The sequence below is a fragment of the Planococcus sp. CP5-4_YE genome (genome assembly GCF_019042655.1).
GTDB lineage: Bacteria > Bacillota > Bacilli > Bacillales_A > Planococcaceae > Planococcus.
Map to the genome: position 1 here is coordinate 266,206 of NZ_JAHPZO010000002.1, position 24,274 is coordinate 290,479.

Consider the following 24,274-nt stretch of genomic DNA (forward strand, 5'->3'; position numbering starts at 1 on the left):
TCACAGCCATTATCTATTCAGCGAGGCGCTCTTTGCAAAATGCCAAAACTTCCTGCTCCTCCTCTTCGTCCAACGCAAAATCAAGCGGCTTCTCACTGTCGTTGTCGATAAAATGATAATCGGCGATGCGCGCATTGCCGTCTTCCACCGCCAAGATTAGGCGCAAGTCGAGGCCGCCCGGGCGGTACAATTCGTCTTCTTCATCCACTTTGATTGCCATCGTATACTCAAAGCGCTCCCCCGCCAGGATGCCGGTTGGGTCTTGCAATTTTTCTACCTCGTAATTAATGATTTCCATTATTGCACCTCCATTGCTCTATTTTAGCTTTCATCTGCCCATTTGAATAGCATGGCGGAAAGGTTTGGCGTTTAAATGCAAGGGATCCGGGAAAACAACAAGCAGACATAAAAAATTAGGAGTGGATTTTGATGAACGTATTAGTTATCGGAGCAAATGGCCAAGTGGGCCGCAACCTTGTAGAAGAATTAACCGAAAAGGGCTATGACGCGGTCGCCATGATCCGCAAAGAAGAGCAACGCGAAGAGATGGAAAAACGCGGAGCGAAGAAAATCGTACTTGGCGACTTGGAAAAAGACTTCAGCCACGCATTTGACGACGTTGATGCAGTCATTTTCGCAGCAGGTTCAGGCCCTAAAACAGGTGCTGACAAAACTTTGACTATCGACTTATGGGGCTCTGTCAAAGCAGCTGACTACGCGAAGCAAAAAGGCGTTAAACGCTTTATCCAGCTCGGCTCGGTCGGATCTGATGACCCGGATGCCGGCGGCGAGGAAATGAAGCCTTACCTGGTAGCCAAACGTACAGCAGATGACCTTCTTGAACAAAGCGGCCTTGATTATACTATCGTACGTCCCGGCCCATTATCGGATGAAGACAAAACCAACCACATCGAAGCTTCCCCTGAAGGCTTTAAATCCTTTGAAGGCCGTTCGATTCCACGCGCAGATGTAGCACGTACACTTGCTGAAGTGGTTGATCGTAAAAACACCTACGGAAAAGTCTTTGAGATTCTTCAAGGCGAAGCTGAAATCGCCCAGGAACTCGACCGCCTGTAAGCCTTAGGCAGATGGCGTTCACGGCATTTCTATGGTAGACTAACTTTACGATAATAGAGGACGTGATAACATGATTAATATTCAAGCACCGAAAGCTGACATTAGCATCACTCAGCGCAAACAAGAGATTCAAGGCGATGAAGCAGTCATTAAACCGCTATACGGGTTTATCGATTTGCATGAAATCCCACGCGACAAAGGCGGCATTATCCAATTCTTCAACCACAGCGGTGAGTTGCTGTTTGTCGGAAAAGCCCGCAAATTGCGCCAGCGCGTGAAAAAACATTTTGAAGACAATGTCTCGCCATTGAAAAACCATCGCGATGAAGTCCATCGCATTGCGGTTTCCATCATAGAAGACCCGATGGAACGCGAAATTTATGAGACTTACCTGATCAATACAGGAAAAGCGAAATACAACGTTGATAAAGTATTTTATCGCGACTAAGACTAACGGGCGCTCCGAATAGAGCGCCTGTTTTTTGTTGGGGATCTTTCCATTTTAAAAGCAGGACTTTCCTGAGAACTGTCTGCAGTGAAATCCAAATAAATCTTTTTCCAGGTTTTATGAGAGTTTGAAAAAGGAATAGTACTGTAAAATCACGTTCTTTGGAGGAACTCACTATGTCTACACATGCCAAGCCAGTCCCAGCGGCCAATTGCCGCAGCGAATACGACACATTGCGCCACGTACTCTTATGCCCCCCGCGTTTCATGGAAATTCGCGACGTCATCAACGATGTACAGAAACGATACAAAGAGGAGAACATTGACGTAACGGAAGCTTCGCGACAGCATACCGCCTTTGTCGACGCTTTGGCTGCAGAAGGCGTCAATACTGCTTTTTTGGAAGCCTCTGAAGAATATCCGGAGCAGGTATTTACACGTGACATTGGCTTTACGATCGGCGACACGGTCTTCATCAGCGAGATGGCCGCGAATGTTCGCCAAGGAGAAGAACAGGTGCTGCAAAACTGGCTCGCTGAAAAATGCGTCCGCTTCAAGCATTTGCCAGGCCACCGCATTGAAGGCGGTGATGTCATGGTGGATCAGGATACAGTATTTATCGGCATCAGCAGCCGGACTTCCGAACAAGCGATTGAAGAATTGCAGCGGCATATGCCCGATTTCCGCATCGTCCCTATCCAACTCAATGAAAAATACTTGCACCTCGATTGCGTTTTCAATATTTTATCGCCGACCGAAGCGCTTATTTATCCGGAAGCCTTGGAGCAAGCGTCCATTGACTTGCTGAGTGAACGCTATACGCTGATTCCTGTCGAAACCGACGAGCAATTCAAACTCGGCACGAATGTGCTGTCGATCGGCGACCGCCGCGTCTTCAGCCAACCGCAAAACACCAAGGTCAATCAGCAGTTACGCGACCACGGCTTCCGCGTTATCGAAATTGATTTTTCGGAAATCATCAAATCCGGTGGCGCTTTCCGCTGCTGCACGATGCCTGTTGCCAGAGGCTGAACAGAAACAGCTGCCCGCATTAGCGGGCAGCTGTTGCAGAGTGGTGAAGAAGTCTATGATTCGCTCTCAACTATGAAAAAAGAGCGTCTTTTGCTATTTTCAACTGTCAATGACCGCTCTAAGTATTTGGAGAAGTGTTCGCTCGACTCCTGTGGATCAGCGAGACGACCGAGACCCCGCAAGACGCGAAGCGGCTGAGGAGGCTTGGGCGCGAGCCCACGGAAAGCGAGCGATAAGCTTCGGAAAATACGGCTTCTTAACTTTCTCGACAACCTGAAACAGCTGCCCGCATTAGCGGGCAGCTGTTGTTATGTCCATATCTTTAATCACGATCGGTTTGCTGCATATGCAGCCTGCTTTCACGTGCAAGTTCCACAAATCTTGCCATCATATCGGTGCCTTCCGGCGTCCCGATCGATTCCGGATGGAACTGGAGCCCGTAGACCGGATACTCTTTAAGTTTGATTGCCATCACGGTACCGTCATCCAACGCTTCTGCCTGCACGTCAAAACAATCAGGTATGGAGGCTTTTTCGATAGCCAGCGAATGATAGCGCATGACTGGAACGCGCTCTTGCATTCCAGCGAACAAGCCCGTTCCACTATGGGACAGTTCGGAAACCTTCCCGTGACGAATGACCGGAGCTTCGGTCACACGCCCCCCGAATGCTTCCCCGAGCAATTGCTGGCCAAGGCAAATGCCTAGGATCGGCACATCGCGGTGGAGCGCTCGGATCAACTCGATCGATTCGGGTACATCTCTCGGATGCCCCGGCCCTGGGGACAGTACGATTGCCTGCGCTTGTTTGCCGCGGATTTCATCCAGGCTCAACTGGCCGTAACGCACGACTTCCACTTCTTCACCGAGAGCTGCAATCGCTTGATAGATATTATATGTGAATGAATCGTAGTGATCGATTAACAGAATCATCCGAACACCTCCGTCAATGAACGCGCTTTGTGGAGCGTTTCCTCGTATTCGGCTTGCGGTTCGGAATCGAAGACGATGCCCGCCCCCGCCTGGACGTGGACAGCGTCGTCCTTGACCACGAATGTCCGAATAGCGAGCGCCACATCGAGATTGCCGTTGAAGCCAAGGTAACCGACAGCGCCGCCGTAAACGCCGCGCCGCTCTTCTTCAAACTGCTGGATGAGCTGGAGCGCACGCACTTTCGGGGCGCCGGATACTGTACCAGCCGGCAGGCAAGAAACAAGCGCATCTAGCGGGTGCATCGCGCCTTCTAGTTCACCAGTCACTTCCGATACGATGTGCATGACGTGCTGGTATTTCTCGATGACCATGTATTTCGGGATTGCGACCGTACCGACTTTCGCGACGCGGCCGACATCATTGCGGCTGAGGTCGACGAGCATTTGGTGCTCAGCACGCTCTTTTTCATCCCCCAGCAATTCGTTCTCAAGTGCTGTATCTTCCGCTTCTGTCTTGCCGCGCTTTCTCGTGCCGGCGATTGGATTGGTGACCATCTCGCCGCCGCGGATCGTCAATAAGCTTTCGGGTGACGCGCCGACGACGGCATAATCCCCGAAATCGATGAAAAATTGATAGGGTGATGGGTTTTGTTTGCGGAGCTTGCGATACAAAGTGAACGCATCCCCCCGATAATCTGCAGACAAGCGCTGCGACAACACCAATTGGAACACTTCGCCTTTGCGAATTTCCTGTTTGGCCAGCTCCACTTGCTCACGGAAACGTTCAGCCGTTGTTCCCGAATGAAAATTCAAAGTTTGCGGCTGGTCAATCGACTCTGTTTCCGCTGTCCGTTCTAGCTGGTCCACGACAGCGTCTGCACGCCCCTCAAAGGAAATGACCGTGACCTCATGGCGCACGTGATCAAACACGACAATCGTTTCGTACAGCTGTAAGTGGATGTCCGGCATATTCAAGCTATCTTTCCGTGCGCTTTCGACTGGCTCATAAGCAGCAATCGCATCATATCCAATATAGCCAATCGCCCCGCCTGTAAACGGCAAGCCCTCAATATTCCGGTCGTCTTTAGGCATCAACTCTTTAATGCGTTCGAGCGGGCGGCCTGATTCTATGAAACGCTCACCGCTTCGGTAATCGATCACTTCCAACCGGTCTTTCAATCCGATAAATGCTTTCGACGGATCCGCCCCAATAAATGAATAGCGGCCGCTTGCGCTCGTTTTCAGCGAGCTTTCCAATAAGCATTTGTACGGCCCTTGCAAGCGATTAAACACCATAATCGGCGTTAAGCTATCTCCTTCTACTTTCTTGATCTGTGCATCTCTTCTCATCTCGGCTCAACTCCACTTTCTTTCGGGCACCGCCGGTTCAACACAAAAAGCCCCCTGTACGAAATAAGATCATTTCGTACAGAGGACGGATTGACCGCGGTGCCACCTCATCTTGAAGCTCTCAGCTTCCACTTGAACCCCAGTAACGCGGGGCAGACGGGCCTTCTTTTCAGATGGCCACTCATAAGTCCATTCACGCATGTGCCACACCGGTTTCCAGCTGTCCCGGCTCTCTGTCAGAAGCTATCCATGCGCTACTTTTCTTATTCAACGTTTTTTAATGTGGCGCTTTGTTTCCGCAGTCCTGTAAAGTTGCCGCGCAATTAAAAGCTTGTGACCATCTTATGGAATTCGGAGCCGTCTGTCAACTGAAAGCAAACGTTTAATTTAGATAATTCTGTATTTATAAGAAGATTTGGGTTATAAATATAGTAGAAGAATGTTTTCAAAATCGAAGGGGGTATCAGAAAATGAAAAACAGACTTTGGATGGCAACAGGAACAGTAGGACTTGGTTTAATACTCGGCGCTTGTGCAGGCGAAAGCGGAGGCGAGGACTCTTCCTCTGAGAGCGGCGACGCGACACAGATCAGCTTTATGCACTGGCGAGGAGAAGACAAAGCCGTGCTCGATGAAATCATTGCCGATTTCGAAGAAGCGAACCCTGACATTCGTGTAGAGCAGAACATCTATCCGTCCGACCAATACCAGGCAACGGCACAGCGCATGCTGCAGGAAGGTTCTACAGGAGACGTTTTCACTTCTTTCCCGGGCGCACAATTTGAATCAATCCAAAGCGCCGGCTTTTTTGAAGACTTGAGCGGAGAAGAATTCGTCTCAAATTTTGACGAAAGCCTGATCGCTGTCGGCCAGAAAGACGACACGCAATATGCCTTGCCATATCAATTGGTCTTCAATATGCCTGTCTATAACAAAGGCATGTTTGACGAACTTGGGCTAGAAGTGCCGAAAAGCTGGACAGAATTCCAGGAAATGGCCGATACCTTGCTTGAAAACGATATCACGCCGATCGCTTTCCCAGGCGCTGACATCGGGCCAAACCAATTCATGAACAGCATGATGATGAACAATGCGCCGGATGAAGAGGTTTTCCAAAAACTTCAGAACGGCGAAGAGTCCTTGACGAATGACTGGTGGGTCAATACGCTGGAAGACTTTAAACTTCTTGCTGATAAAGGCTATATCCAGGACGATGCGCTCGGCACTAACCAGGATTCTGCCATGGCGATGGTCGCAAACGAAGAAGCAGCTATGCTTGCGACCGGTTCTTACCATATGAATTCATTGCTCGACTTGAATCCGGACCTCGAACTCGACTTGCTCGCGCCGATCACAGTGGAAGAAAGCGAAGCCACTTATGAAGGTATCAATACGGCAACGTTCATGCTGGCCGTCAACAGCAATTCCGACAAGAAAGACCAAGCAAAAGCATTCATCGACTATTTGAGCCAGCCGGAAGTGGCTTCCAAATACGCCAATGAAACCGGGCAGCACTTGACTGTCAACGGTGTCGAATACGAATCCGAGGCCTTGCAGAACACCTCGTATTGGATCGACGAGCGCAATACGCGCTTCCAGCCGCGCTTTTTGATCACCAACGCCCAAATTGAAGATGCGGTCCTCAGTTCAATTGAAAACGTTCTTGGGGGCGAAGATCCAATGGCGGCGGCTGAAGCAGCCCAGCAAATCGTAGAAGAAAATAGGGAATAACAAGTCCATGAGAATTTCCAAATCCATCTACCTGTTCTTTCTTCCGGGGCTTGTCCTATACAGCTTGTTCTTTTTATATCCAACCATCAGCGCCCTGTTTTATTCCTTTACGGACTGGGATGGCTTAAGCACCACCTTCCAATTTGTCGGCATCGACAATTACACCCGAGCATTTACCGGCGATTCGATTTTTCAGAAAACGATCGGCAATAACTTGAAGTTCATGCTGACGGTCGTCGTGTTCCAGACACTCGTTGCGCTTGCTTTTGCACTGATCGTCATCAAGAACACGAAAACGAATGTATTTTTACGTGCGCTATACTTTTTCCCGACCATTCTTTCTTCGGTTTCGGTAGCGTTCATTTGGGCATTCATCTACGATCCGTCGATGGGCATCCTGAACCAAGTACTTGAACTCATTGGCCTTGATTTCCTTGCACAGAACTGGCTCGGCAATGCCAATATCGCGATTTATTCGCTGGCCATCACCCAAGTGTGGTTCCACGCGGGGCAAATGCTGATTATCTTTGTCGCAGGGCTGCAGGCCATTCCAGAAGAGTTGTACGAAGTGGCAAAAATCGAAGGCGCCAGCAAATGGCAGGCGTTTAGAAGCGTCACATGGCCGCTTCTTGCACCTTCTGCCACCATCGTTGTTGCTTATACGACCATCCAGTCATTTAAAGCTTTCGACCTCGTCTTCGCGATGACTGGCGGCGGGCCAAATAACTCTACAGAAATCATTGCCACGTATATTTATGAAGTTGCTTTTAAGAGCTATCAATTTGGCTACGCCTCATCGATTTCGGTCATTTTTATGGTCATCATTGCCTTGATCACTTATCTGCAGTTCAAGGCCTTGCGATCAGACCGCGTATCTTATTAGAAAGGGGGCGGCAACTTTGCTGTTCAGGAAATTCTCACTACTCATCTATGCGCTGCTGATTCTGATTCCGTTAGTGGTCGTCCTGTTGACGTCCGTTAAAACACTTCAGGAAACATTCCGCGACCCGCTCGGTTTGCCAGACGGCGGCTTTAATTTCGATAATTATGTCGCGATATTCCAGGAACAAACGATGGCGGGCTATTTTCTCAATAGCACCATCGTCACCTTGTTCTCGGTCTCGCTCACTCTACTGCTTGCCGCAATGGTTGCATTCGGCATTACACGCATGAACACTTGGGTTGGCAATGTGCTATTCGGCTTGTTCACACTCGGCATGATGGTGCCAGCGCAAGTCATTATGGTGCCGCTGTATTCATTGATGCTAGATTTAGGGTTAACCAATAGCCTGGTCGGTTTGATTCTCGTTAATATTTCGACCACTTTGCCGATTGCTGTCTTCATCTTGACCGGCTTTATGAAAACTTTGCCGAAGGAATTGTTTGAAGCGTCTACGATCGACGGGGCTGGCAACTGGAAAATGTTCACGAAAGTAGCGATTCCACTTTCGATGCCGTCGCTATCAGCAACCGCTATTTTCCTGTTCGTCATGCACTGGAACGACCTTTTGTATCCGCTGCTGTTCATCACGGACAACGCCTACAAAACCTTGCCACTCGCATTGCTTGAGTTCCAAGGACAATATTCCACCAATTATCCAATGCTGTTCACAGGCGTCATCATCGCCTCAGCACCGATGGTCATCGCTTACGTCTTCCTGCAGCGCTACTTCGTCGCAGGCATCACAGCCGGCGCCGTCAAAGGATAACAAAAAGCCTCCGGAAATTCCGGAGGCTTTTTTCTGAGATATAAAACAAATGCCAACTTTCTTGTCACGAGAATTTCGAATTCTATTTCATATTAAAAATAACTAAATATTATAGTCATTTTAAATAAGTATCCTTTTAACACTAGTGAAGTGGAAGCCGGCGACTCCTGCGGGAGCAGTGACTGAGCTAAGCGAAGGAGCGACGCGAGCCGAAGACCCTACAGGAGCGTTAGCGACGAAGCGGCTGGGGCCGTGCCCGCGGAAAGCGTCCGGCTGAAACGAAACGTAAAAGCCTCCGGAATTTTTCCGGAGGCTTTTCTCATTATCTGGCAAAGACGTGCTTGCCGATTTTCTTGATGGTCGAACGGGTGAAGATCCACTGATCAGTTGCCGTGACCGGGTTGTAATAGTATGTCGCGCCGGAAGATGGATCCCAGCCTTTCACTGCTTCCCGTACAGCTCGGTAAGCGGAAGCGTTTGGCGTCAGCCAATACTGCCCATCATTCACTGCTGTAAAAGCATTGCGCTGGAAAATGACGCCATATGTACTGCTTGGGAAAGCACGAGATTGCACACGGTTCATAATGACGGCCGCTACTGCCACTTTTCCTTCGAATATTTCGCCGCGGGCTTCACCGTGAACGGTGCGTGCCATCATATCGACTTGCTTCATCTTTTCACGCGTCAACGGCCCGGTAAAGCCGGTTGCTTTGACACCGAAATCGCGCTGGAACTGGACCACGGCATCTTTCGTGACCGAGCCATAATAGCCGGTCGGTGCGAGGTGGAAATAGCCGAGTTTTTGAAGCTTCGCTTGAAGTTCTGTTACTTCGCTTCCTGAAACGCCTTCGTGTAAATCAGGCGCATGGGCGGAAACTGCTGAATGTGAAAATGTTAGAAAGAAAATCGTTGCTAAACTGAATAAGAGCACTTTAATTGTTTTCATGCTTCCTCTCCTTTTCCTTTTTGACAAGAATCGACAATCGATTCTTTTTAAAGTATATCTTTGGTAAATATCAAACACAATACGACGTAGTTACTTTGTTGTCGAATTTTTCGATCAACTCGCTAGGCCTTTCTATGTTCAGTGGATTCTTTAGACCTAGAAATCTTCGCTTCCACCACCGCAGAACCGAAAAAAAGGCGAGCTATGCGCCCGCCTTCTCTCAAAATACATCGATTCAATTTCTTCGTCTTGTGTAATGCAATTGTGCGATTTGGCCATCTTGTCCCACGCTTTTCAATATGAAATCAAATTGCCGCTGCGCTTTTTGAAATAATGGGATGCCGTTCCCAAGCGTTACCGGCGCGATGGAAATGATAAATTCATCAACCAGGTCTTCTTGTAATAAACTCTCCAGCAACAAGCTGCCGCCGACCGGCCAGATCGTGCCCCCGGGTTGCTGCTTCAACTTTCTTACGATGCTAGCGGGGTCTTCCGATGTAAAGCTGATCTGGCCTTCGTCCTCTTTCGGATGGCTTGTGAATACATAGGAGCGCTGATCGACATAAGGAAATTCTCCGATTTCCTGGGAGAGTACCCATTCATAGGTGCGTCTGCCGAGCAAAATGGTATCGACCGTTTCGATGAATTGCTGATACCCGGCATCTCCATCCATTTCCACATCCAATAGCCAGTCCAGTGTTTCTTCGGGATCGGCGATATAACCGTCCAAACTTTGTGCGATATAACAAATGACTTTCCGTTCAGCCATCGCAATTGCCTCCTTCAGCCCTTGGTTATTGCCGCTTTCTTCGTCGTTCATCCAATCAGGATTCCAGTTCTTCCAATTGTTTCTTTGTTTGTGGAAATGCATTCGCTTGCCATTCCGAACGATAGGCCGAATCCAATTGGGTTAGCCCCTCTTCTGCACGGTCATAAGGATCGTTAACACTTTCCTCATGGTCGATTTCATAACTATTGTGCATATCACTGTCTTCATATACCCAAACGTTGCGCTTTTTCCCACTATAAGCCTTTAATAAAATCAATCCTGCGCCGAGTGCCGCGCCTGATGCGATGAATTTCTTCATGTCGATGCCCATAACGATCCCTCCAACTTGTTCTTTCTACCTTATCTTCCCCCTTTTCAATCCCCTTAACCTCTGCCGCTTTTAGACGTATAGCTAAGAGTTTGGTAAAGTGGAATAAAATGATTTTGGAGGCGATTTGATGAAGAGAGTAGTCATCGTATCTGATACGCACATTCCGAACCGCGGAAAAAAACTTCCCCAACCGCTTGTCGATGCTTGTGATGGAGCCGATTTCATTATCCATGCCGGCGACTGGCAGGTACTCGACGTCTACCATGAATTATCAGCATATGCTGAAACGGATGGTGTGGCAGGCAATGTCGATCCTTGGGAAATCGTCGACCGTTTCGGCCGGAAAAAAATTTTGACATTCGGCGATTTGAAAATCGGCGTTGTCCATGGAGATGGCATACGCAAAACGACCGAACAGCGAGCACTGGATAGTTTTGAAGGCGAAACCGTCGACATCATTGTTTTTGGCCATTCCCATCAGCCGCTCATGCGCGAAATAGACGGTCTGACTTTATTCAATCCCGGCTCGCCGACTGATAAACGCCGCGAACCGCAGTATTCATTCGGACTGCTTGAAATCGATGATACTTGGGAGCTCAAACACGTTTTTTTCGATAAAGAAGATTAACAAAAGGCCATTTCCTTTCAACATAGGAAATGGCCTTTTAACGCACCGAAGATAAGCGACATCGGCAAAATCGACGTGTTTCAATCTTTTTGAAAGCTGAAACCGAGGCGCTTGAGCGCTGTCTCGAGATTCGCCTCAATCATCGTCCCTTTTAAGGTCTCTGCAAAATGTGGGACTTTCAATGCCATATAAGGTTGGATGCCTGTCACGACCGGCTGGACGCCGATCAAACTTAAGACCTTCACAAGTTTCAATAAATATTCACCGACTTGTGAGTTGATCTGCGACACACCCGAGACATCGATCACCAGCACTTCGATGCCTTTTTCTGCACAGCCGTGCATGACATGGTCGATGATCGCTTGGGCCCTCATTGTTCTGACTTCGCCGATAATCGGCAAAATCGCCACCCTTCCGACAATCGGGACCATTGGGGCAGCCAGCGATTCGATTTCCCCGTATGCCCGTCCAAGCTCTAAGACATACGTCAATAAGGTCGCGAGCGTTTCAAAGATGAACGGCAAATCCGACGGCAACTCACACGGGCCATCGTCAAGTCCACAAACGGTACCATAGGCTGACCCGTCTTCATAAAAAATCGGCACGCCGACAAAACAACCTGTTTCGAATCCATCCGCAATTCCCAGAGAACGTGTCAATTCATGTTCTCCAATGTGTTCGATGATTAACGCCTGTGCCCCATGCTCGACGCTCAAAGCCGACAACATGCTTGGCAAGGGGAATGCTTCTCCCTCTTCAATCAAATGATGTTTCGTGTTATGTACCTTGACGATTTTTGAAGCACCAGCCTCTTGCTTCGCGATATAGAAACTATTCATGCCTGCTTGTTTGCTGAGAATTTGGAGAATATATGAAGCCGCTTCGTCGAAATCGCTGAAATCCCTTATGTTTTTCAGATTTTCCCTCGTCATTCTCCATCTCCCCTTCATCACTTTTTCATCCGAAATTTTCGCACTCTTTTTAACTATTTCTATTATAACGCTCTTTAATATATGTAATGTTTAAAATATGTAACAAAATCAGTTTTTTCGGAGGTTCATCATTTCCAAATTTCGGGTATACCTTATCACAAGCGAAAAGGAGGCTCATTAATGAACAAAGAATGGGATATAGAATTATTGGAACAAACCGATAGCATGATTTCTTTTTCTTGGACCCCGACGGACGAAGTTTCACAGATCAAAAAAGACGGAGAAATCGTCTATACAGGTACGCAATCATCGTTTCGCGATGAAGGCCTGCCCCCCGGCGAATTGTTCTGTTACACGATAGAACGCCAAACCGCACAAGGCAACTGGGTTCCAGCCTTGAAACTTTTGACCGGCACCGAAAAGCGCGACCCCGATTGCATCAATCAATTGGAACAGATCGTGTTGTCGACCATTGTTTCACGCGAGCGGATTTCACTCGCTTGGGGTGCAATTGACGGCATTGACGAATACGAAATCTACCGCGACGGCGAGCAAGTCGCAAAAATCCAGAACACCCAATTCACCGACTGGAATGTGCCAGAAGACCGCGAAATGGTTTATTGGGTGCGCGCAAGACGTCCAGTCGAACGGACCGAAAGCCCATTGCGCAAAGTCAAATCGCTCGTCGCCAATATATTCGGAGCCTTGAACGCAGGCTCGTCACAAGAACAAGCGGCGGTAGAAAAATTCTGGCTGTCGAAAAAGATCGCTCCACTCAACCAATTGCTCACGGAAGGCCAGAGCAAGCCACCGGAGCTAAAATGGCATCTGCGCTACCTGACCTTTTTGCCCGATGATGTCTTGAAAAATCCAAACCTGACATCGCCGAACACTTATTTCCAGGGGGATAATCGCACATTCAACCCTGACTCGAAACATTACCGCTCGCTCACTAATTCCATCGTCAACCTGTCGCAACAACAGAGCGTATTCGATTTTGACAAAGATATCGGCACCAGCATCTCCTATAATTGGCGACGGAAATTCCGTAAAGCAGATATCGCTTCGAGTGAGGGCGTCAATGCCAAAATATTGGAAGAGACACCCCTGAAAACTGGAGTCCTGCTTACCCACAGCGTCGGAAATCCGCTGACGACATCGCCGAACATCGATTATGAACTATCGGCGATGTTTTACCGGAACGGCGTGTATGATTTCATCGGCATCCATGACCAGTCGCCAAATCACGAAATTTATATAAAGCTCGGCGATGCTGGGACATGGCAGCGGCTTCACCAGACCGAAAGCGAAGGACTTGCTTGGATGGCCGATCCGATCGCAGCCCATTATTGGCGCTTTTCGAACTTCCTGTAATGAACAACCGCAAGACAGTTCCATATAAAAAGGGCGGTTCCAGTTTTTCTGGAACCGCCCTTTTACTTATTTAAAACTGATCCAAAAAGCGCTTGCGGATATGCGGAGGCGGCAGCATGCAGCTGTCGAGCTTGCCGAATACTTTATAGCGGTTTTTGGCGATGACGTCGTATGCGCCGTCGCGAAGTACGCGCGGGAATGGCTGAAGGTGATACGCCAATTTCCAAAGACCCGTCAAATGGTGTGAAATCTTGAGCGCACCTTCGGATTTCACGTACGCTTCGCCGCCTTCAATCAATACAAGACTGTCGACGTCGTCTGGAATATTATGCTTTTCAGAAAGCTCCTGCCCGATCTCGCTTTGCAGGGAAGCAAATTGAAAATAACCTGCCGGGTCGTGATTGATGATGAACTGTACACTGGAATCGCAGAAATTGCAATCTCCATCGAATAACACAATCGCATGCTCCATATATGATCCTCCTTCAAACTAATGACTGTCTTTCATTTTCCCTATTCCCATTTCTTGAAACCATCTGTCTGCGTTCCTTGATGGAAGAAGAGCTTCCAGCCGTCTTTGCGTTTTTTCCAGACCGAACTGCGGTGGCTCCAGATCCCTGTCGTCCGGTTCTCCAATAAGTACAGCGTCAGAACCGACTCCGGGCCGAGCACTTTTGCTTCAAAGCGGGAAATATGATAGTCGCCTTCTTGTAAATCATAGTCCCCGTCAAAGTCAGAACGCTGACAAATCCCGCCGGAGATGCCGAATTCAAAAAACTCATCATCCAATACTTCCGCCATGTTGAGGTTCGACTCCCTGGCAGCCGGCGCCAAATGGCTGTTCTCTAACTCTAGAAATTGTTTATGCAAGCGTTCCATCCGGATCCCCTTCCATCTATCTGTATTAAAAAAAGCCCCGGCGAGCGCCGGGACCAGCTTATTTAAATTGTTCGTCTTCCTCTGCCTCGTCGTCCTTGTAGAAATCTTCCTGATCTTCTCCAGGTTGGTCTTGAGGGCCATCCGAGGAACCGAAATTCTCGACATCTTCAAAGCTGTTGTCGTAATCGCGGATTCGGCTGTCTTCCGTTTTGGCCGGGCGGTCTGTCGATGATCCGATTACATCTTCTTCTGATGGGCGGCTTTCCAAATCCAAGCTGTGGTCTGCGTGGTCGATGCAAGTCAGTGCGGTAGGAATGGCTTCAAGCCGCTCATATGGAATGTCTTTACCGCACACTGCACATTTTCCATAGGTTCCATCTTCAATGGCTTTTAGCGCAGCAAGCACGTCTTCATGCTCTTCTTCCTTGAATTGCTCCATCGCCATCCCGCGTTCTTGGTCATACAAATCAGTGGCATTATCGCCTGGATGATTATCATAGTTGGATAGTTCGCTAGTTTCGAATTCCTCTGTATGTTCCATCCGTTCCTCGAGCGATTTCAATTGCGCTTCGAGTTCTTGCTTCAAGTTCTTTTGCTGTTCGTCCGTCATTATGACTCCTCCTCTAAATACTCGCTTGTGCTATATATATTGCCTTTCTCGGAGAAATCAAACCTCAGGGCTACAGCTTAGAAATCATCGAAGCGATCCATCAAGCTCATCAAATACTCATCCAGGCGGTAGCGGACCAATTCGTCGGATAAGCCAGTCATGCCAAATGTCTTCCATCCAGGATAGACTGCCGGGCTGCCGTCCAATGTATCGATCAAGGACAACAAGTCCCAATACGGATCATAAGCGAATGACTCGCCGGCATGGCGTTCATAAGCATCCAAAAATTCATTGGCGACCCGCGTGCCGTAAAGCTGGGCCAAGTTGACACGGCAATGTCCTACATCAACACCAGCCGGCCCGCGGCACGTATTGACCCAATCGACGACCGCACTCACGCGGCCCTCTTCCCAAAGAATATTTCCCGGGTGATAATCCCGGTGAATCAAGCAATACTCAACTGGCGGACCACCCGCAGCGACAATATAAAACGCGCGCATCCAATCGCCCTCTACACGGGACCACTTCGGCCGCTCGAGCCGCCGTGCATCGTTATAGGCGAAGTATTCGTAAGGAAAACTTTCCGCTTTGTGGCGATGGATCCCAGCAAGTGTTTCAGCAAGCCCATCGAGCCAGGCGGCATCGTAAGCTGGCGGCAAAATGACGGCTCCTGGAACTTTCGTCATCAACACGGCCGGCATGCCACATGCTTCGCCGCTTTCATCAAATGCCAAAATGCGCGGAGCGGGAATGCCCGCTTTTTCTGCAAGCTCCAGGTTCATCGCTTCATGCTTCGCCCAATCCGGTTCCTGGTCGAGCCACTCTCCTTTATGGTGGAGCCGTAACACGACGCTCTGCCGTTCCCCACCTTTGCTTGCGCGAATTTCATAAAGCAGTGAAGAAGTCCCGCCTTCTAAAGGCACAGCTTCTTCCAACGCAGCTCCTGGCCATTTCGACTCGACCCATTCGAGTGCTTGGCGGGATAAGCCGCCGAATCCATTTGTCATCCTTGCCGCTCCTTTCAGCCTATCTTTTGTTTTAAGTGTACCATGAAAAAACGCCTACTCCAGCTTTTTGATATGTGTCATCCGGAAATTCCAGAAGCGTTTACCTAGGCGCCAGAAGGGTATGGTTTCCTACAATGACTATTCAACTTAACAGGTAATCACCTGCATTGAACATACTGACAGGAGCTGACGTTACATGAAAGTGAAGCACCCGATCCCGAAAGCAAAAGAATTGGACAATACCCTATCCCTTCTCGGAGAAGGATTTGATTTCCTGCCTGGCCGCCGCAAAGAGCTGGGTTCGGATATTTTCGAAACCCGCCTGATGGGAAAAAAGGTCGTGTGCATGGCCGGTGAAGAAGCGGCTGAACTGTTCTACAATAACGATTGTTTCAAACGCAGCGGCGCAGCGCCGCTTCCACTTGAACAAACGCTATTCGGGCGCGGAGCTGTCCATGGACGCGACGGCGAAGACCATCATCAGCAAAAGCGCATGTTCTTGTCGATGATGACACCTGAGCGGTTAGAAGACGCCAAACGCATGATGATCCAAGAATTAGAAGCCAAAGCTGAACAATGGCAGCACATGGACGAAGTCATCTTATTGGATGAAATCGAAGAAATCTTCACGCGCTCGATGATCCATTGGGCTGGGCTGCCAATGAAAGAAAGCGAAGTCAAGCAGCGCACATGGGAGCTTGTCACGATGGTCGATTCGTTTGGCCTCACTGAAGGGCGTTACCTTGAAGGCATGAAAGCACGCAATGCACATGAAGACTGGCTGAAGAAAATCATCAAACAAATCCGCAAAGGCGAATACAATCCGCCAGCGTACACAGCAGCATATATCGTCGCCCACCACCGCACGCCGAACGGCAAGCTGCTCGACCTTGAGACGGCAGCTGTCGATTTGAATAATGCCTACCGCCCGATGATCGCTACGGCTTATTTTATCGTCTTCGGTGTCATGGCAATGCACGAAAACCCGGTCACGCGCGGCAAACTGCAGGCAGACGAAAACAATTACAGCCATAATTTCGCCCAGGAAGTGCGCCGTTATTACCCGTTCGCACCGGTCATGGCAGCGATCTCCAAAAAAGATTTCAACTGGAACGGCGTCGATTTCAAAAAAGATATGCGCGTCATTCTTGATCTCTACGGAACCAACCACCATCCCGATTCCTGGGACAACGCCGATGAATTCATCCCAGAACGCTTCAGCACATGGGACGGCAGCCCGTTTTCTTTCATTCCGCAAGGAGGCGGCGACCATCATACCGGACACCGCTGTGCGGGTGAATGGATGACGGTCATGTATATGCAGTCGATCTTCAAGTATTTTGCAGAGAACTTGAAATACAGCGTGCCTGAACAAGACTTGTCCTACGACATGTCCCGCATGCCAACGATGCCAAAAAGCCGCTTGATCCTGAAAGACGTCCAAAAACTGAAAAACCGTCCGGATAATGTGTTCTATCACGAACAAAAGAACACGACGGTGCAATCAGGTTGCCCATTCCATTGATAATGAAAGGCTAGAGATTCTGTCTCTAGCTTTTTTTGTTTGCTGGAAAATAAGATAGCGAGGGTTTCGTTGTCCAAATGTATAAGCATTCTATTTGTACTTCATTTTGGTAGTCGCCGCCGGGCTTTGGGTTGGCCTCTTGCAATAAGCCAGGAAGACCGCCTGTCTCACTGCTTCGGCTCACCCCTTTACGCTCGGCGGCTGGGAGATTTCATTGATTGGGGTGTGTTTAGGCAGTTCAGCTTCTGTACGCAGTTGCCGGCTTGTGGGGGAATCGCTTCTCGGATCGACCATACTAGGAAGATAGCGAGGGTTTGCTTGTAAAATTATACCTGTTCACTAGTTGAGCTTCATTTTGTAGTCGCCGCCGGGCTTTGGGTTGGCCTCTTGCAATAAGCCAGGAAGACCGCCTGTCTCACTGCTTCGGCTCACCCCTTTACGCTCGGCGGCTGGGAGATTTCATTGATTGGGGTGTGTTTAGGCAGTTCAGCTTCTGTACCCAGTTGCCGGCTTGTGGGGGAATCGCTTCCTGAGATATGTTTGAAGCAGCTAGTGAGAGTTTGGGTGTTGAAGTGTTTCAGCATTCTATTGGTGCTTCAGCTTTGTGGTCGCCGCCCTGCTTTGGGTTGGCCTTTGGCAGTAAGCCAAGAAGAACACTTGTCTTACTGCGTCGGCTCACCCGTGGCGCTGGGCAGCTTAGCGATTTCAATGTATGGGAGCATGATTAAATTGATCTGCTTCTATATAAAGTTGCCGGCTAGTGAGGGAATCGCTTCCTGAGATGCGGCGTCTGATACATAAGTTCTTAAACCGAACATCTAGTTGGAAGACGAGGACAAAAACACACTCTCCTTGATCCAAAATATGAACTATAAAATGTGACCCATTTCCACATTTTCTGATGAGTGGACCGAAGTAGTTTTCTTCCCCTCTAAAACTAGAGACGGAGTGGAAGGGGGGCTGACTCCTGAGGGACCGCGCGGGCTGGCGAGACAAATGTACGGCGCTCTTTGCCGTACATTGGCTCAACACCCGCCCTATACTCGGGCAGCTGAAAGCGCGACGTCCTGTCGCATCAGCTGCATGACTCGCATCCTGCGAGCCCCAAGCAGCCCCCCTGCAACGCAGTCGAAAAGCGGAAGCTTTTCCAATCACTTCTTTTCATTTCACACTTTCCATCGCATCAACTATATACCTCACAAAATACAGCTTCTAAGCTCTAACAAACCACCAATTGACAGAACCGCCCCCATCTTATACGATAAAGCAGGAAATTAAATAACCCGGCAACGGGAGAGGTTCATAGCATTCCACCCTCTATAAAAAACTATGGATTTTGAAATCAAGCCGAATCCACATGCGATTCGGCTTTTCGTTTGTCCGAATTTTTTATAGCTCTCCCCCAACCGGCCGAATATAAGGAGGCCACTCACATGGCAGGAAGAAATGAAGAGACGCTCGAGCATTTGTCTTTGCTCGGCAACCAGAACACGCGCTACAAATTCGAGTACGACCCAGGCATTCTAGAAGCGATCGACAATCTCCACACGCGCGATTACTTCGTCAAATTCAATTGCCCGGAATTCACTTCGCTGTGCCCGCAAACCGGCCAGCCGGATTTCGCGACGATCTACTTAAGCTTTATCCCTGATAAAAAACTCGTCGAAAGCAAAGCCTTGAAGCTCTATTTGTTCAGCTTCCGCAATCACGGCGATTTCCATGAAGATGTCGTCAACATCATCATGAACGACTTGATCGAGCTGCTTGACCCGCACTATATCGAAGTATGGGGCAAGTTCACTCCGCGCGGTGGCTTGTCGATCGATCCGTATACGAACTACGGCAAGCCTGGCACGAAATACGAAGAAATGGCGACGTACCGGATGATGAACCACGACATGAATCCGGAAACGATCACCAACCGATAAGGGGAAGCGGCCATGTTACTTTATTTAAACGGCGCTTTTGTCGGCCTGCTCATCCTGTCGAATATCCTAGCGGTCAAACTATTCTCCATCAGTGAATGGGCCGTGCTGCCGGCTGCAGTCATCGTCTACGTCTTTACGTTCCCCATCACCGACACAATCGCGGAAGTGTACGGCAAAGAAGCCGCGCGCCAAACGGTTATGGCCGGGTTTATCACGCAACTCGCAGCGCTGGCGTTCATCTTTGCGGCTATCCACTTGCCATCCGCGCCGTTTTTTGCAGACCAGGCAGCATTCGAGTCGATTTTCTCGGCCGGCTTCCGGGTGACTCTCGCAAGTTTGGTGTCTTATTTCATCAGCCAAAACTTAGACGTCACGATTTTCTATCGATTAAAAGCACGTAACGGCGAGTCGAAACTATGGCTGCGTAATAATGCCTCGACGATGGTCAGCCAATTGGTGGATACGACGATTTTCATCACCATCGCTTTTTATGGAACGATGCCGCTGTCGGCATTGGCTGCCATGATTTTGACGCAGTATTTGTTCAAATGGGTCGTCGCAGCAGCGGACACGCCGCTTGTCTACCTGCTCGTCAAACTCGCGCGCCGTTCCAAGACGGCCACTCAAAAAAGCTTTGCTTGATTGATCACCGCATAAAAAAACCGCCGGCAGTAAAAATTGCCGGCGGTTTTTGGTATTTAAATTTTTTGTGTAGATGGCTGGGCTGCAGGCACGATGATTGCAGTCGAGTCATGTTTTTGTGTCCAGACGAGCTCTGCAGTGATCGGCAAATGGTCCGACACGGCCGTCTCGATTTTTTCTGCCTCTCGTACGTCGAAGCCGTGATCAGCAAAAATATAATCGATGCGTGTCATCGGCTTAAACGATTCGCCGGTTTCGTGATTTTCATAAGGAGACGGGTACGTATAAGCGTCGCCGCGTTTGGCTTTCAGGAAAACATCCGTCATCGTACAGTGGAGATGGGCCAAATGGCGATGTGTCGGCGGTGCATTTAAATCGCCCAAGATAATTTTCGGGAAATGGCTTTTGCCTGCAATCCCCAATATTTCCGCAACGCTCATTTCAAGCTCTTCATCTTTCAACGCTAAATGAGTGTTTAACACTTTGAGGTACGTGCCCCCGACTTCAATTACTGTCTCGAGAACACCTCGCTGCTCATTATTATAGATGTCCGTAACGACTTGCGTTAAAAAATGGTTTTCTGCGTATTTGATTGGATAAATGCTTAATGTGGCATTGCCGTACTGGCGGTTCGGTCGCTCTGGGTCATCCGGTGCCTGGTTCAAATTGGCGCCATATGCGGCGTACATCCCAAGCCGTTCAGAAAGCCATTCGACCTGGTCCATATAAAAACTGCGGTCTGAAAAATAACGGTCGACTTCCTGGAGAGCCACAATAGTGGCTCCCGACGCTTCGATCACCTGCGCGGTTCTTTCTAAATCCACATGGCCATCCATTCCCATTCCATGGGCAATATTGAACGACATCACTTTCACTGCTGGGGTCCTGCTGGCATCGCCGTGCATGAGACCATCTCCTTTTCTGGTTGAAACGAATCAGTGGCAGCTGCAATTGTCCCCTCAATTATAGCAAGGATGGCGCGCTTGTAAGTTAAAAACAGGTTAAAAATTGTTAGAGTTTTGTAAATTTCTGATTTTTGCCACAATTGGAATGTGGTCTGATGCATCACTGTCGATGGTCCATGCTTCTATCGCTTCGAAATGGGCATCATGGAAAATATAGTCGATCTTTTGGCCATGGTCACCTTGCTTTTTATACGTATCGGGATAAGGACCTGAACCAAACGCGTTGTAAAAATGCGCGGAAAATCGCTGGATGTGCTTAGTGGAAGGCGCAGCATTGAAATCACCCACCAGCACTTGGGGCAGCGGGTTGTCGGCAATTACGGCAAGGATTTCCGTCAAGCTGCGATCCACTTCTTCGTCAATCAAAGACAGATGCGTATTATAAAACGAAAATCGCCGCCCTGCCACTTCGATAACTGCTTCGAGCATTCCGCGCGGCTCGAATTCTTCCGGATGCACTTCGACTGCGCTCAAATCATGGTTTCGGGATGACATAATCGGATAACGGCTTAAGATGGCGTTGCCGTATTCACGTTTCGGGCGTGCCCCGCCGGCTCCCCTGTCGATCAAGTTCGGCCCGTATGCCATATGCATACCGAGCCGCTTGGACAGCCATTTTGCCTGATCCAAAAACTCACTGCGCGAGGAGAAGTTGCGGTCCACTTCCTGTAAACCGGCAATATCCACTTTTCCTTGTTCAATCGCTTGTGCCGTCATTTCAAGGTCTAGCTCTCCGTCAATTCGTTTTCCTGAGGCGATATTAAAGCTCATCACTGTCAGCATTTCCCCACCGCCATTTTCATTTGTTATTTGTTTACTTCCATTCCCTAGCCATGTTGGATGAAACAAAAAAAGCCCGCAAACAAGCGGGCCCAAGTTTCATTCATTCAGTTTATCTGTATAGGCAATGATCGCATCCCGCAAATATTGCGCCGCCCCTTCGCCGGCTTTTTCATAATAGGCCGCAAAGCGTTCGTCTGCCACATACATTTCAGCCAGTCCGGCGTGCGCTTTCGGCTCATAGCTGCCCCATGTAAACCCGAGCCACTGCCGATGCAAATCAGCGATTTCCTGCCCTAAGATCCCTTCCGATTTGCCTTCTTTCACCGCATGCTCCAACTTCTCCAAGATCTCTTGCTCAAGGGACTTGAACGCTTCGTATTGTTCTTGGTCCATGCCGAGCATTTTAGCGTTTGAACGGTCGACTTCCGCATTGCTGTATTTCTCGCGGATCTCTTTCCCGTAAGCTGCTTCATTGTCATCGACCAGCTGCTTCTTGAATCCTTCGAACTTTTCGTGATTTGCCATTCGACTCTCCCCTTGTTTTGTGGAAATCGTTTTCTCCACATTGGTGATCAAAAGGTCCAGGCGGCTGCGTTCTTCAAGCAACAGCTTACGTTGCCCGATTAATGCCTCAGTTTCATCAAAATCCGGATCGTCCAACAGCTTCGCGATGTCCTGAAGCCCAAAACCGAGCTCCCGGTAAAACAAGATGAGTTGCAGGCGATCAATTTCTACGCTCCCGTACAACCGGTAGCCTGATTCGTTTTTTTGCGGCGTTAATAAGCCGATCGAATCGTAATAGCGCAAAGTGCGCGCACTCACACCGGCAAGCCTTGCCAATTTCTGCACCGTATACATGCCGCCACCTCCTGATAATCCCACTTTAAACCTTTACGTTGCGTCAAGGTCAAGAAAAAGATTACGTCAATTGCTGTTCGGCAAATTCGCGGTATAAGGCGTGTTTCCTAGTTAACTCGCGGTGACTGCCGGTGCCTGTGACACGCCCGCCTTCAATAAAGACAATCTGATCCGCATCGACGATGGTCGACAAGCGATGGGCGATGACCAATGTCGTGCGCCCTTCCATCAAACGCCCAAGTGCTTGCCCGACAATGCCCTCGGATTGGCTGTCGAGACTTGCTGTTGCTTCGTCCATCATCAATAATTTCGGATCGCGTAAAAAAGCGCGGGCGATGGCAATGCGCTGCCTTTGCCCGCCGGACAATTTCACGCCGCGCTCTCCGACTTGTGTATCTAATCCGTCGGGAAACGAGGAGATGAATTCTTCAGCATACGCCATACGAGATACGCGCCACAACTCCTCATCCTCATAGCGGTCTGCATCCGGCAAGCCGTAAGTTAGATTGGCACGAATCGTACCACCCATCATGGCACTTTCTTGTGACACATAACCGATTTGGTCGCGCCAAGAAGCAATGGCCACTTCATTTATCGGCACATCGCCAATGGTGATCGTCCCTGCAGTCGGTTCGTAAAAGCGTTCAATCAACCCAAAAATCGTCGTCTTGCCTCCGCCACTTGGACCGGCAAAAGCAATTTTCTGGCCGGGATGCGCTTCGAATGACACGCCTTGCAAAACGGGTTCGCCGGTTTCGTAGGAAAAGCTGACATCTTCGAGGCGCAGTGTTTTGCCGCTAATGTCTATTTCATTGCCGCGTTCTGGCTCTTCAAGGGGCAACTCCAAAATATCGATAATGCGCTCTGTCGCCCCTCTCGCTTTTTGTAATTCCGTAAAAAAGCGCGCAAATGTAGCAAGCGGCACGACAATTTGGAACAGATACAGCAAAAAGGCAACCAGCGAGCCGGTCGACATCGACCCTTCCGATACTCGGATGCCGCCGTAGCCGATGATCATCACGATGACGACCATGACGACTAAATACATGAGCGGGCCGATCAAGGCGTAGACTTTCGCTTCTCTCATGCCGAGGCCATAAAGTTTCTGAACGCCCGACAACCCGCGCTGTTCTTCTACTTGTTCGGCAGTCGATGATTTCATCAAACGGATTTCCCCGAGCGTTTGTTGAACATCGCCTGTGAACACAGCGGTTTCATCTTGCAAACTGCGGGAAATCTTCGCCATCTTGCGTCCCAAAGGAATCATGATGGCGATCGTCAGCGGGACGGCGAGCATCATGATCAAGGTCATTTTCCAGTCCAGCACAAGAAGAATGGCTACCGCTCCGATAATGGTAATAATGCCAGTGACGAAATTCGGGAAATGATCGGTGATCAGATTCCGGACAATGCCGGTATCGTTGACGACACGGCTCACCGTCTGGCCGCTTGCGTGCTGGTCGAAATACCCGACACGCAGGCGCAGCAAATGAAGCCACATACGCTCACGCAGTCCCGCCACGATGCGCTGGCCGACCATACTTAGTAAATAAATCGATACCCCGTTGATAACAGCCTGCACGATAAAGGCAGCCGCAAGCGCAGCAATCAACCCTGCACTCAATGCCTCCACTGAAAACCCGTCCACTAATTCTCTCGTGAGCAACGGGACGAGCAAGCCGACAATCGTAGTGACTAGGCTTGTCGCCAGCCCGAAAATCAGTGCCCATTTCGGGATTTTAATCGACGTTAAAAGCGTAAAAAACGGCTTGATACTTTGTTTCTTCTGAATTGATTCCATAACTCCATCTCCTATCTATCC

The 24,274-nt window shown here is 49.2% G+C and carries 26 protein-coding genes, 1 riboswitch and 1 other annotated feature; of the genes, 11 read left to right on the forward strand and 15 right to left on the reverse strand.

The genetic code is table 11. The features are described from left to right. Positions 1-13: 13 nt before the first annotated feature. Positions 14-298 carry a DUF6509 family protein gene (locus KTG14_RS03745; protein WP_216969542.1) on the reverse strand — a complete coding sequence of 95 codons (285 nt, stop codon included), beginning with the start codon at positions 296-298 and terminating at the stop codon, positions 14-16. A gap of 131 nt (positions 299-429) precedes the next feature. Here KTG14_RS03745 and KTG14_RS03750 point away from each other — a divergent pair, with 131 nt between their 5' ends. The 3 genes from KTG14_RS03750 to KTG14_RS03760 all read left to right on the forward strand — a co-directional run bounded on the left by KTG14_RS03750 (position 430) and on the right by KTG14_RS03760 (position 2,556). Then, positions 430-1,077 carry an SDR family oxidoreductase gene (locus tag KTG14_RS03750; RefSeq protein WP_216969543.1) on the forward strand — a complete coding sequence of 216 codons (648 nt, stop codon included), beginning with the start codon at positions 430-432 and terminating at the stop codon, positions 1,075-1,077. Positions 1,078-1,147: 70 nt separating this feature from the next. Beyond that, positions 1,148-1,525, forward strand: a complete 378-nt coding sequence (locus tag KTG14_RS03755; protein WP_216969544.1) for a nucleotide excision repair endonuclease — start codon at positions 1,148-1,150, stop codon at positions 1,523-1,525. A 176-nt stretch (positions 1,526-1,701) separates the two neighbouring features. Next, positions 1,702-2,556: a dimethylarginine dimethylaminohydrolase family protein gene (locus tag KTG14_RS03760; protein ID WP_216969545.1), complete on the forward strand. Its 855-nt coding sequence runs from the start codon at positions 1,702-1,704 to the stop codon at positions 2,554-2,556. Between the two features lie 322 nt (positions 2,557-2,878). Here the strand turns inward: KTG14_RS03760 and KTG14_RS03765 are convergent, their stop codons facing one another. Together KTG14_RS03765 and trpE are read right to left on the reverse strand one after the other, a co-directional pair. After that, positions 2,879-3,487 carry an anthranilate synthase component II gene (locus KTG14_RS03765; protein WP_216969546.1) on the reverse strand — a complete coding sequence of 203 codons (609 nt, stop codon included), beginning with the start codon at positions 3,485-3,487 and terminating at the stop codon, positions 2,879-2,881. Then, positions 3,484-4,836, reverse strand: coding sequence for an anthranilate synthase component I (gene trpE / locus KTG14_RS03770; RefSeq protein WP_216969547.1), 1,353 nt, complete (start codon positions 4,834-4,836; stop codon positions 3,484-3,486). The genes KTG14_RS03765 and trpE overlap by 4 nt, the downstream gene beginning before the upstream one ends. 78 nt (positions 4,837-4,914) lie before the next feature. Then, positions 4,915-5,116, reverse strand: a binding site (T-box leader). Between the two features lie 190 nt (positions 5,117-5,306). Between trpE and KTG14_RS03775 the strand changes: the two genes are divergently transcribed. The 3 genes from KTG14_RS03775 to KTG14_RS03785 are packed head-to-tail and all read left to right on the forward strand — an operon-like array spanning position 5,307 to position 8,275. After that, complete coding sequence (locus tag KTG14_RS03775; protein WP_216969548.1) at positions 5,307-6,566, forward strand: ABC transporter substrate-binding protein; 1,260 nt, start codon at positions 5,307-5,309, stop codon at positions 6,564-6,566. Positions 6,567-6,573: 7 nt separating this feature from the next. Then, the gene (locus KTG14_RS03780) at positions 6,574-7,449 is read left to right on the forward strand and encodes a carbohydrate ABC transporter permease (protein ID WP_216969549.1); all 876 of its coding nucleotides are present in this window, start codon (positions 6,574-6,576) and stop codon (positions 7,447-7,449) included. A gap of 16 nt (positions 7,450-7,465) precedes the next feature. Beyond that, on the forward strand, positions 7,466-8,275 hold the full coding sequence (locus tag KTG14_RS03785) for a carbohydrate ABC transporter permease (RefSeq protein ID WP_216969550.1): 810 nt from the start codon (positions 7,466-7,468) through the stop codon (positions 8,273-8,275). A gap of 322 nt (positions 8,276-8,597) precedes the next feature. Here the strand turns inward: KTG14_RS03785 and KTG14_RS03790 are convergent, their stop codons facing one another. The 3 genes from KTG14_RS03790 to KTG14_RS03800 all read right to left on the reverse strand — a co-directional run bounded on the left by KTG14_RS03790 (position 8,598) and on the right by KTG14_RS03800 (position 10,321). Then, on the reverse strand, positions 8,598-9,221 hold the full coding sequence (locus KTG14_RS03790; protein WP_216969551.1) for a cell wall hydrolase: 624 nt from the start codon (positions 9,219-9,221) through the stop codon (positions 8,598-8,600). Positions 9,222-9,456: 235 nt separating this feature from the next. Then, on the reverse strand, positions 9,457-10,041 hold the full coding sequence (locus KTG14_RS03795) for a dihydrofolate reductase family protein (RefSeq protein WP_254177959.1): 585 nt from the start codon (positions 10,039-10,041) through the stop codon (positions 9,457-9,459). Positions 10,042-10,045: 4 nt separating this feature from the next. Continuing rightward, entirely contained in the window at positions 10,046-10,321 is a 276-nt protein-coding gene (locus tag KTG14_RS03800; RefSeq protein WP_254177960.1) for a hypothetical protein, read from the reverse strand. Positions 10,322-10,448: 127 nt separating this feature from the next. Here KTG14_RS03800 and KTG14_RS03805 point away from each other — a divergent pair, with 127 nt between their 5' ends. Further along, positions 10,449-10,949: a metallophosphoesterase family protein gene (locus KTG14_RS03805; protein WP_216969552.1), complete on the forward strand. Its 501-nt coding sequence runs from the start codon at positions 10,449-10,451 to the stop codon at positions 10,947-10,949. A gap of 80 nt (positions 10,950-11,029) precedes the next feature. Here the strand turns inward: KTG14_RS03805 and KTG14_RS03810 are convergent, their stop codons facing one another. After that, a complete protein-coding gene (locus tag KTG14_RS03810) occupies positions 11,030-11,881 on the reverse strand; it encodes an STAS domain-containing protein (RefSeq protein WP_216969553.1) in 852 nt (283 codons plus the stop codon). 180 nt (positions 11,882-12,061) lie between these two features. Here KTG14_RS03810 and KTG14_RS03815 point away from each other — a divergent pair, with 180 nt between their 5' ends. Then, entirely contained in the window at positions 12,062-13,255 is a 1,194-nt protein-coding gene (locus KTG14_RS03815) for a DUF3238 domain-containing protein (RefSeq protein WP_216969554.1), read from the forward strand. 70 nt (positions 13,256-13,325) lie between these two features. Here KTG14_RS03815 and KTG14_RS03820 read toward each other — a convergent pair whose 3' ends face one another. The 4 genes from KTG14_RS03820 to KTG14_RS03835 all read right to left on the reverse strand — a co-directional run bounded on the left by KTG14_RS03820 (position 13,326) and on the right by KTG14_RS03835 (position 15,751). Beyond that, the gene (locus KTG14_RS03820) at positions 13,326-13,727 is read right to left on the reverse strand and encodes a thiol-disulfide oxidoreductase DCC family protein (RefSeq protein ID WP_216969555.1); all 402 of its coding nucleotides are present in this window, start codon (positions 13,725-13,727) and stop codon (positions 13,326-13,328) included. Positions 13,728-13,768: 41 nt separating this feature from the next. After that, a complete protein-coding gene (locus KTG14_RS03825) occupies positions 13,769-14,134 on the reverse strand; it encodes a DUF4440 domain-containing protein (RefSeq protein WP_216969556.1) in 366 nt (121 codons plus the stop codon). A gap of 58 nt (positions 14,135-14,192) precedes the next feature. Continuing rightward, a complete protein-coding gene (locus KTG14_RS03830; protein ID WP_121300734.1) occupies positions 14,193-14,744 on the reverse strand; it encodes a TraR/DksA C4-type zinc finger protein in 552 nt (183 codons plus the stop codon). Positions 14,745-14,821: 77 nt separating this feature from the next. After that, positions 14,822-15,751 (reverse strand): phosphotransferase family protein, encoded by a 930-nt coding sequence (locus tag KTG14_RS03835; protein WP_216969557.1) that lies wholly within the window; start codon positions 15,749-15,751, stop codon positions 14,822-14,824. 196 nt (positions 15,752-15,947) lie between these two features. Between KTG14_RS03835 and KTG14_RS03840 the strand changes: the two genes are divergently transcribed. The 3 genes from KTG14_RS03840 (at position 15,948) to KTG14_RS03850 (ending at position 19,846) form a co-directional block, all read left to right on the forward strand. Next, entirely contained in the window at positions 15,948-17,276 is a 1,329-nt protein-coding gene (locus tag KTG14_RS03840; protein WP_216969558.1) for a cytochrome P450, read from the forward strand. Positions 17,277-18,565: 1,289 nt separating this feature from the next. Beyond that, a riboswitch (PreQ1 riboswitch) is annotated at positions 18,566-18,613 on the forward strand. Positions 18,614-18,709: 96 nt separating this feature from the next. Further along, positions 18,710-19,204: a preQ(1) synthase gene (queF, locus tag KTG14_RS03845; protein WP_216969559.1), complete on the forward strand. Its 495-nt coding sequence runs from the start codon at positions 18,710-18,712 to the stop codon at positions 19,202-19,204. A gap of 12 nt (positions 19,205-19,216) precedes the next feature. Then, positions 19,217-19,846: a queuosine precursor transporter gene (locus KTG14_RS03850; protein ID WP_216969560.1), complete on the forward strand. Its 630-nt coding sequence runs from the start codon at positions 19,217-19,219 to the stop codon at positions 19,844-19,846. Between the two features lie 56 nt (positions 19,847-19,902). Here the strand turns inward: KTG14_RS03850 and KTG14_RS03855 are convergent, their stop codons facing one another. From KTG14_RS03855 to KTG14_RS03870, 4 genes are all read right to left on the reverse strand, one after another. Then, on the reverse strand, positions 19,903-20,751 hold the full coding sequence (locus KTG14_RS03855) for an endonuclease/exonuclease/phosphatase family protein (RefSeq protein ID WP_216969561.1): 849 nt from the start codon (positions 20,749-20,751) through the stop codon (positions 19,903-19,905). Between the two features lie 96 nt (positions 20,752-20,847). Beyond that, positions 20,848-21,594, reverse strand: coding sequence for an endonuclease/exonuclease/phosphatase family protein (locus KTG14_RS03860; RefSeq protein WP_216969562.1), 747 nt, complete (start codon positions 21,592-21,594; stop codon positions 20,848-20,850). 96 nt (positions 21,595-21,690) lie between these two features. Continuing rightward, complete coding sequence (locus KTG14_RS03865; protein ID WP_216969563.1) at positions 21,691-22,452, reverse strand: MerR family transcriptional regulator; 762 nt, start codon at positions 22,450-22,452, stop codon at positions 21,691-21,693. A 61-nt stretch (positions 22,453-22,513) separates the two neighbouring features. Beyond that, positions 22,514-24,253, reverse strand: a complete 1,740-nt coding sequence (locus KTG14_RS03870) for an ABC transporter ATP-binding protein (RefSeq protein ID WP_216969564.1) — start codon at positions 24,251-24,253, stop codon at positions 22,514-22,516. Positions 24,254-24,274 lie beyond the last annotated feature (21 nt).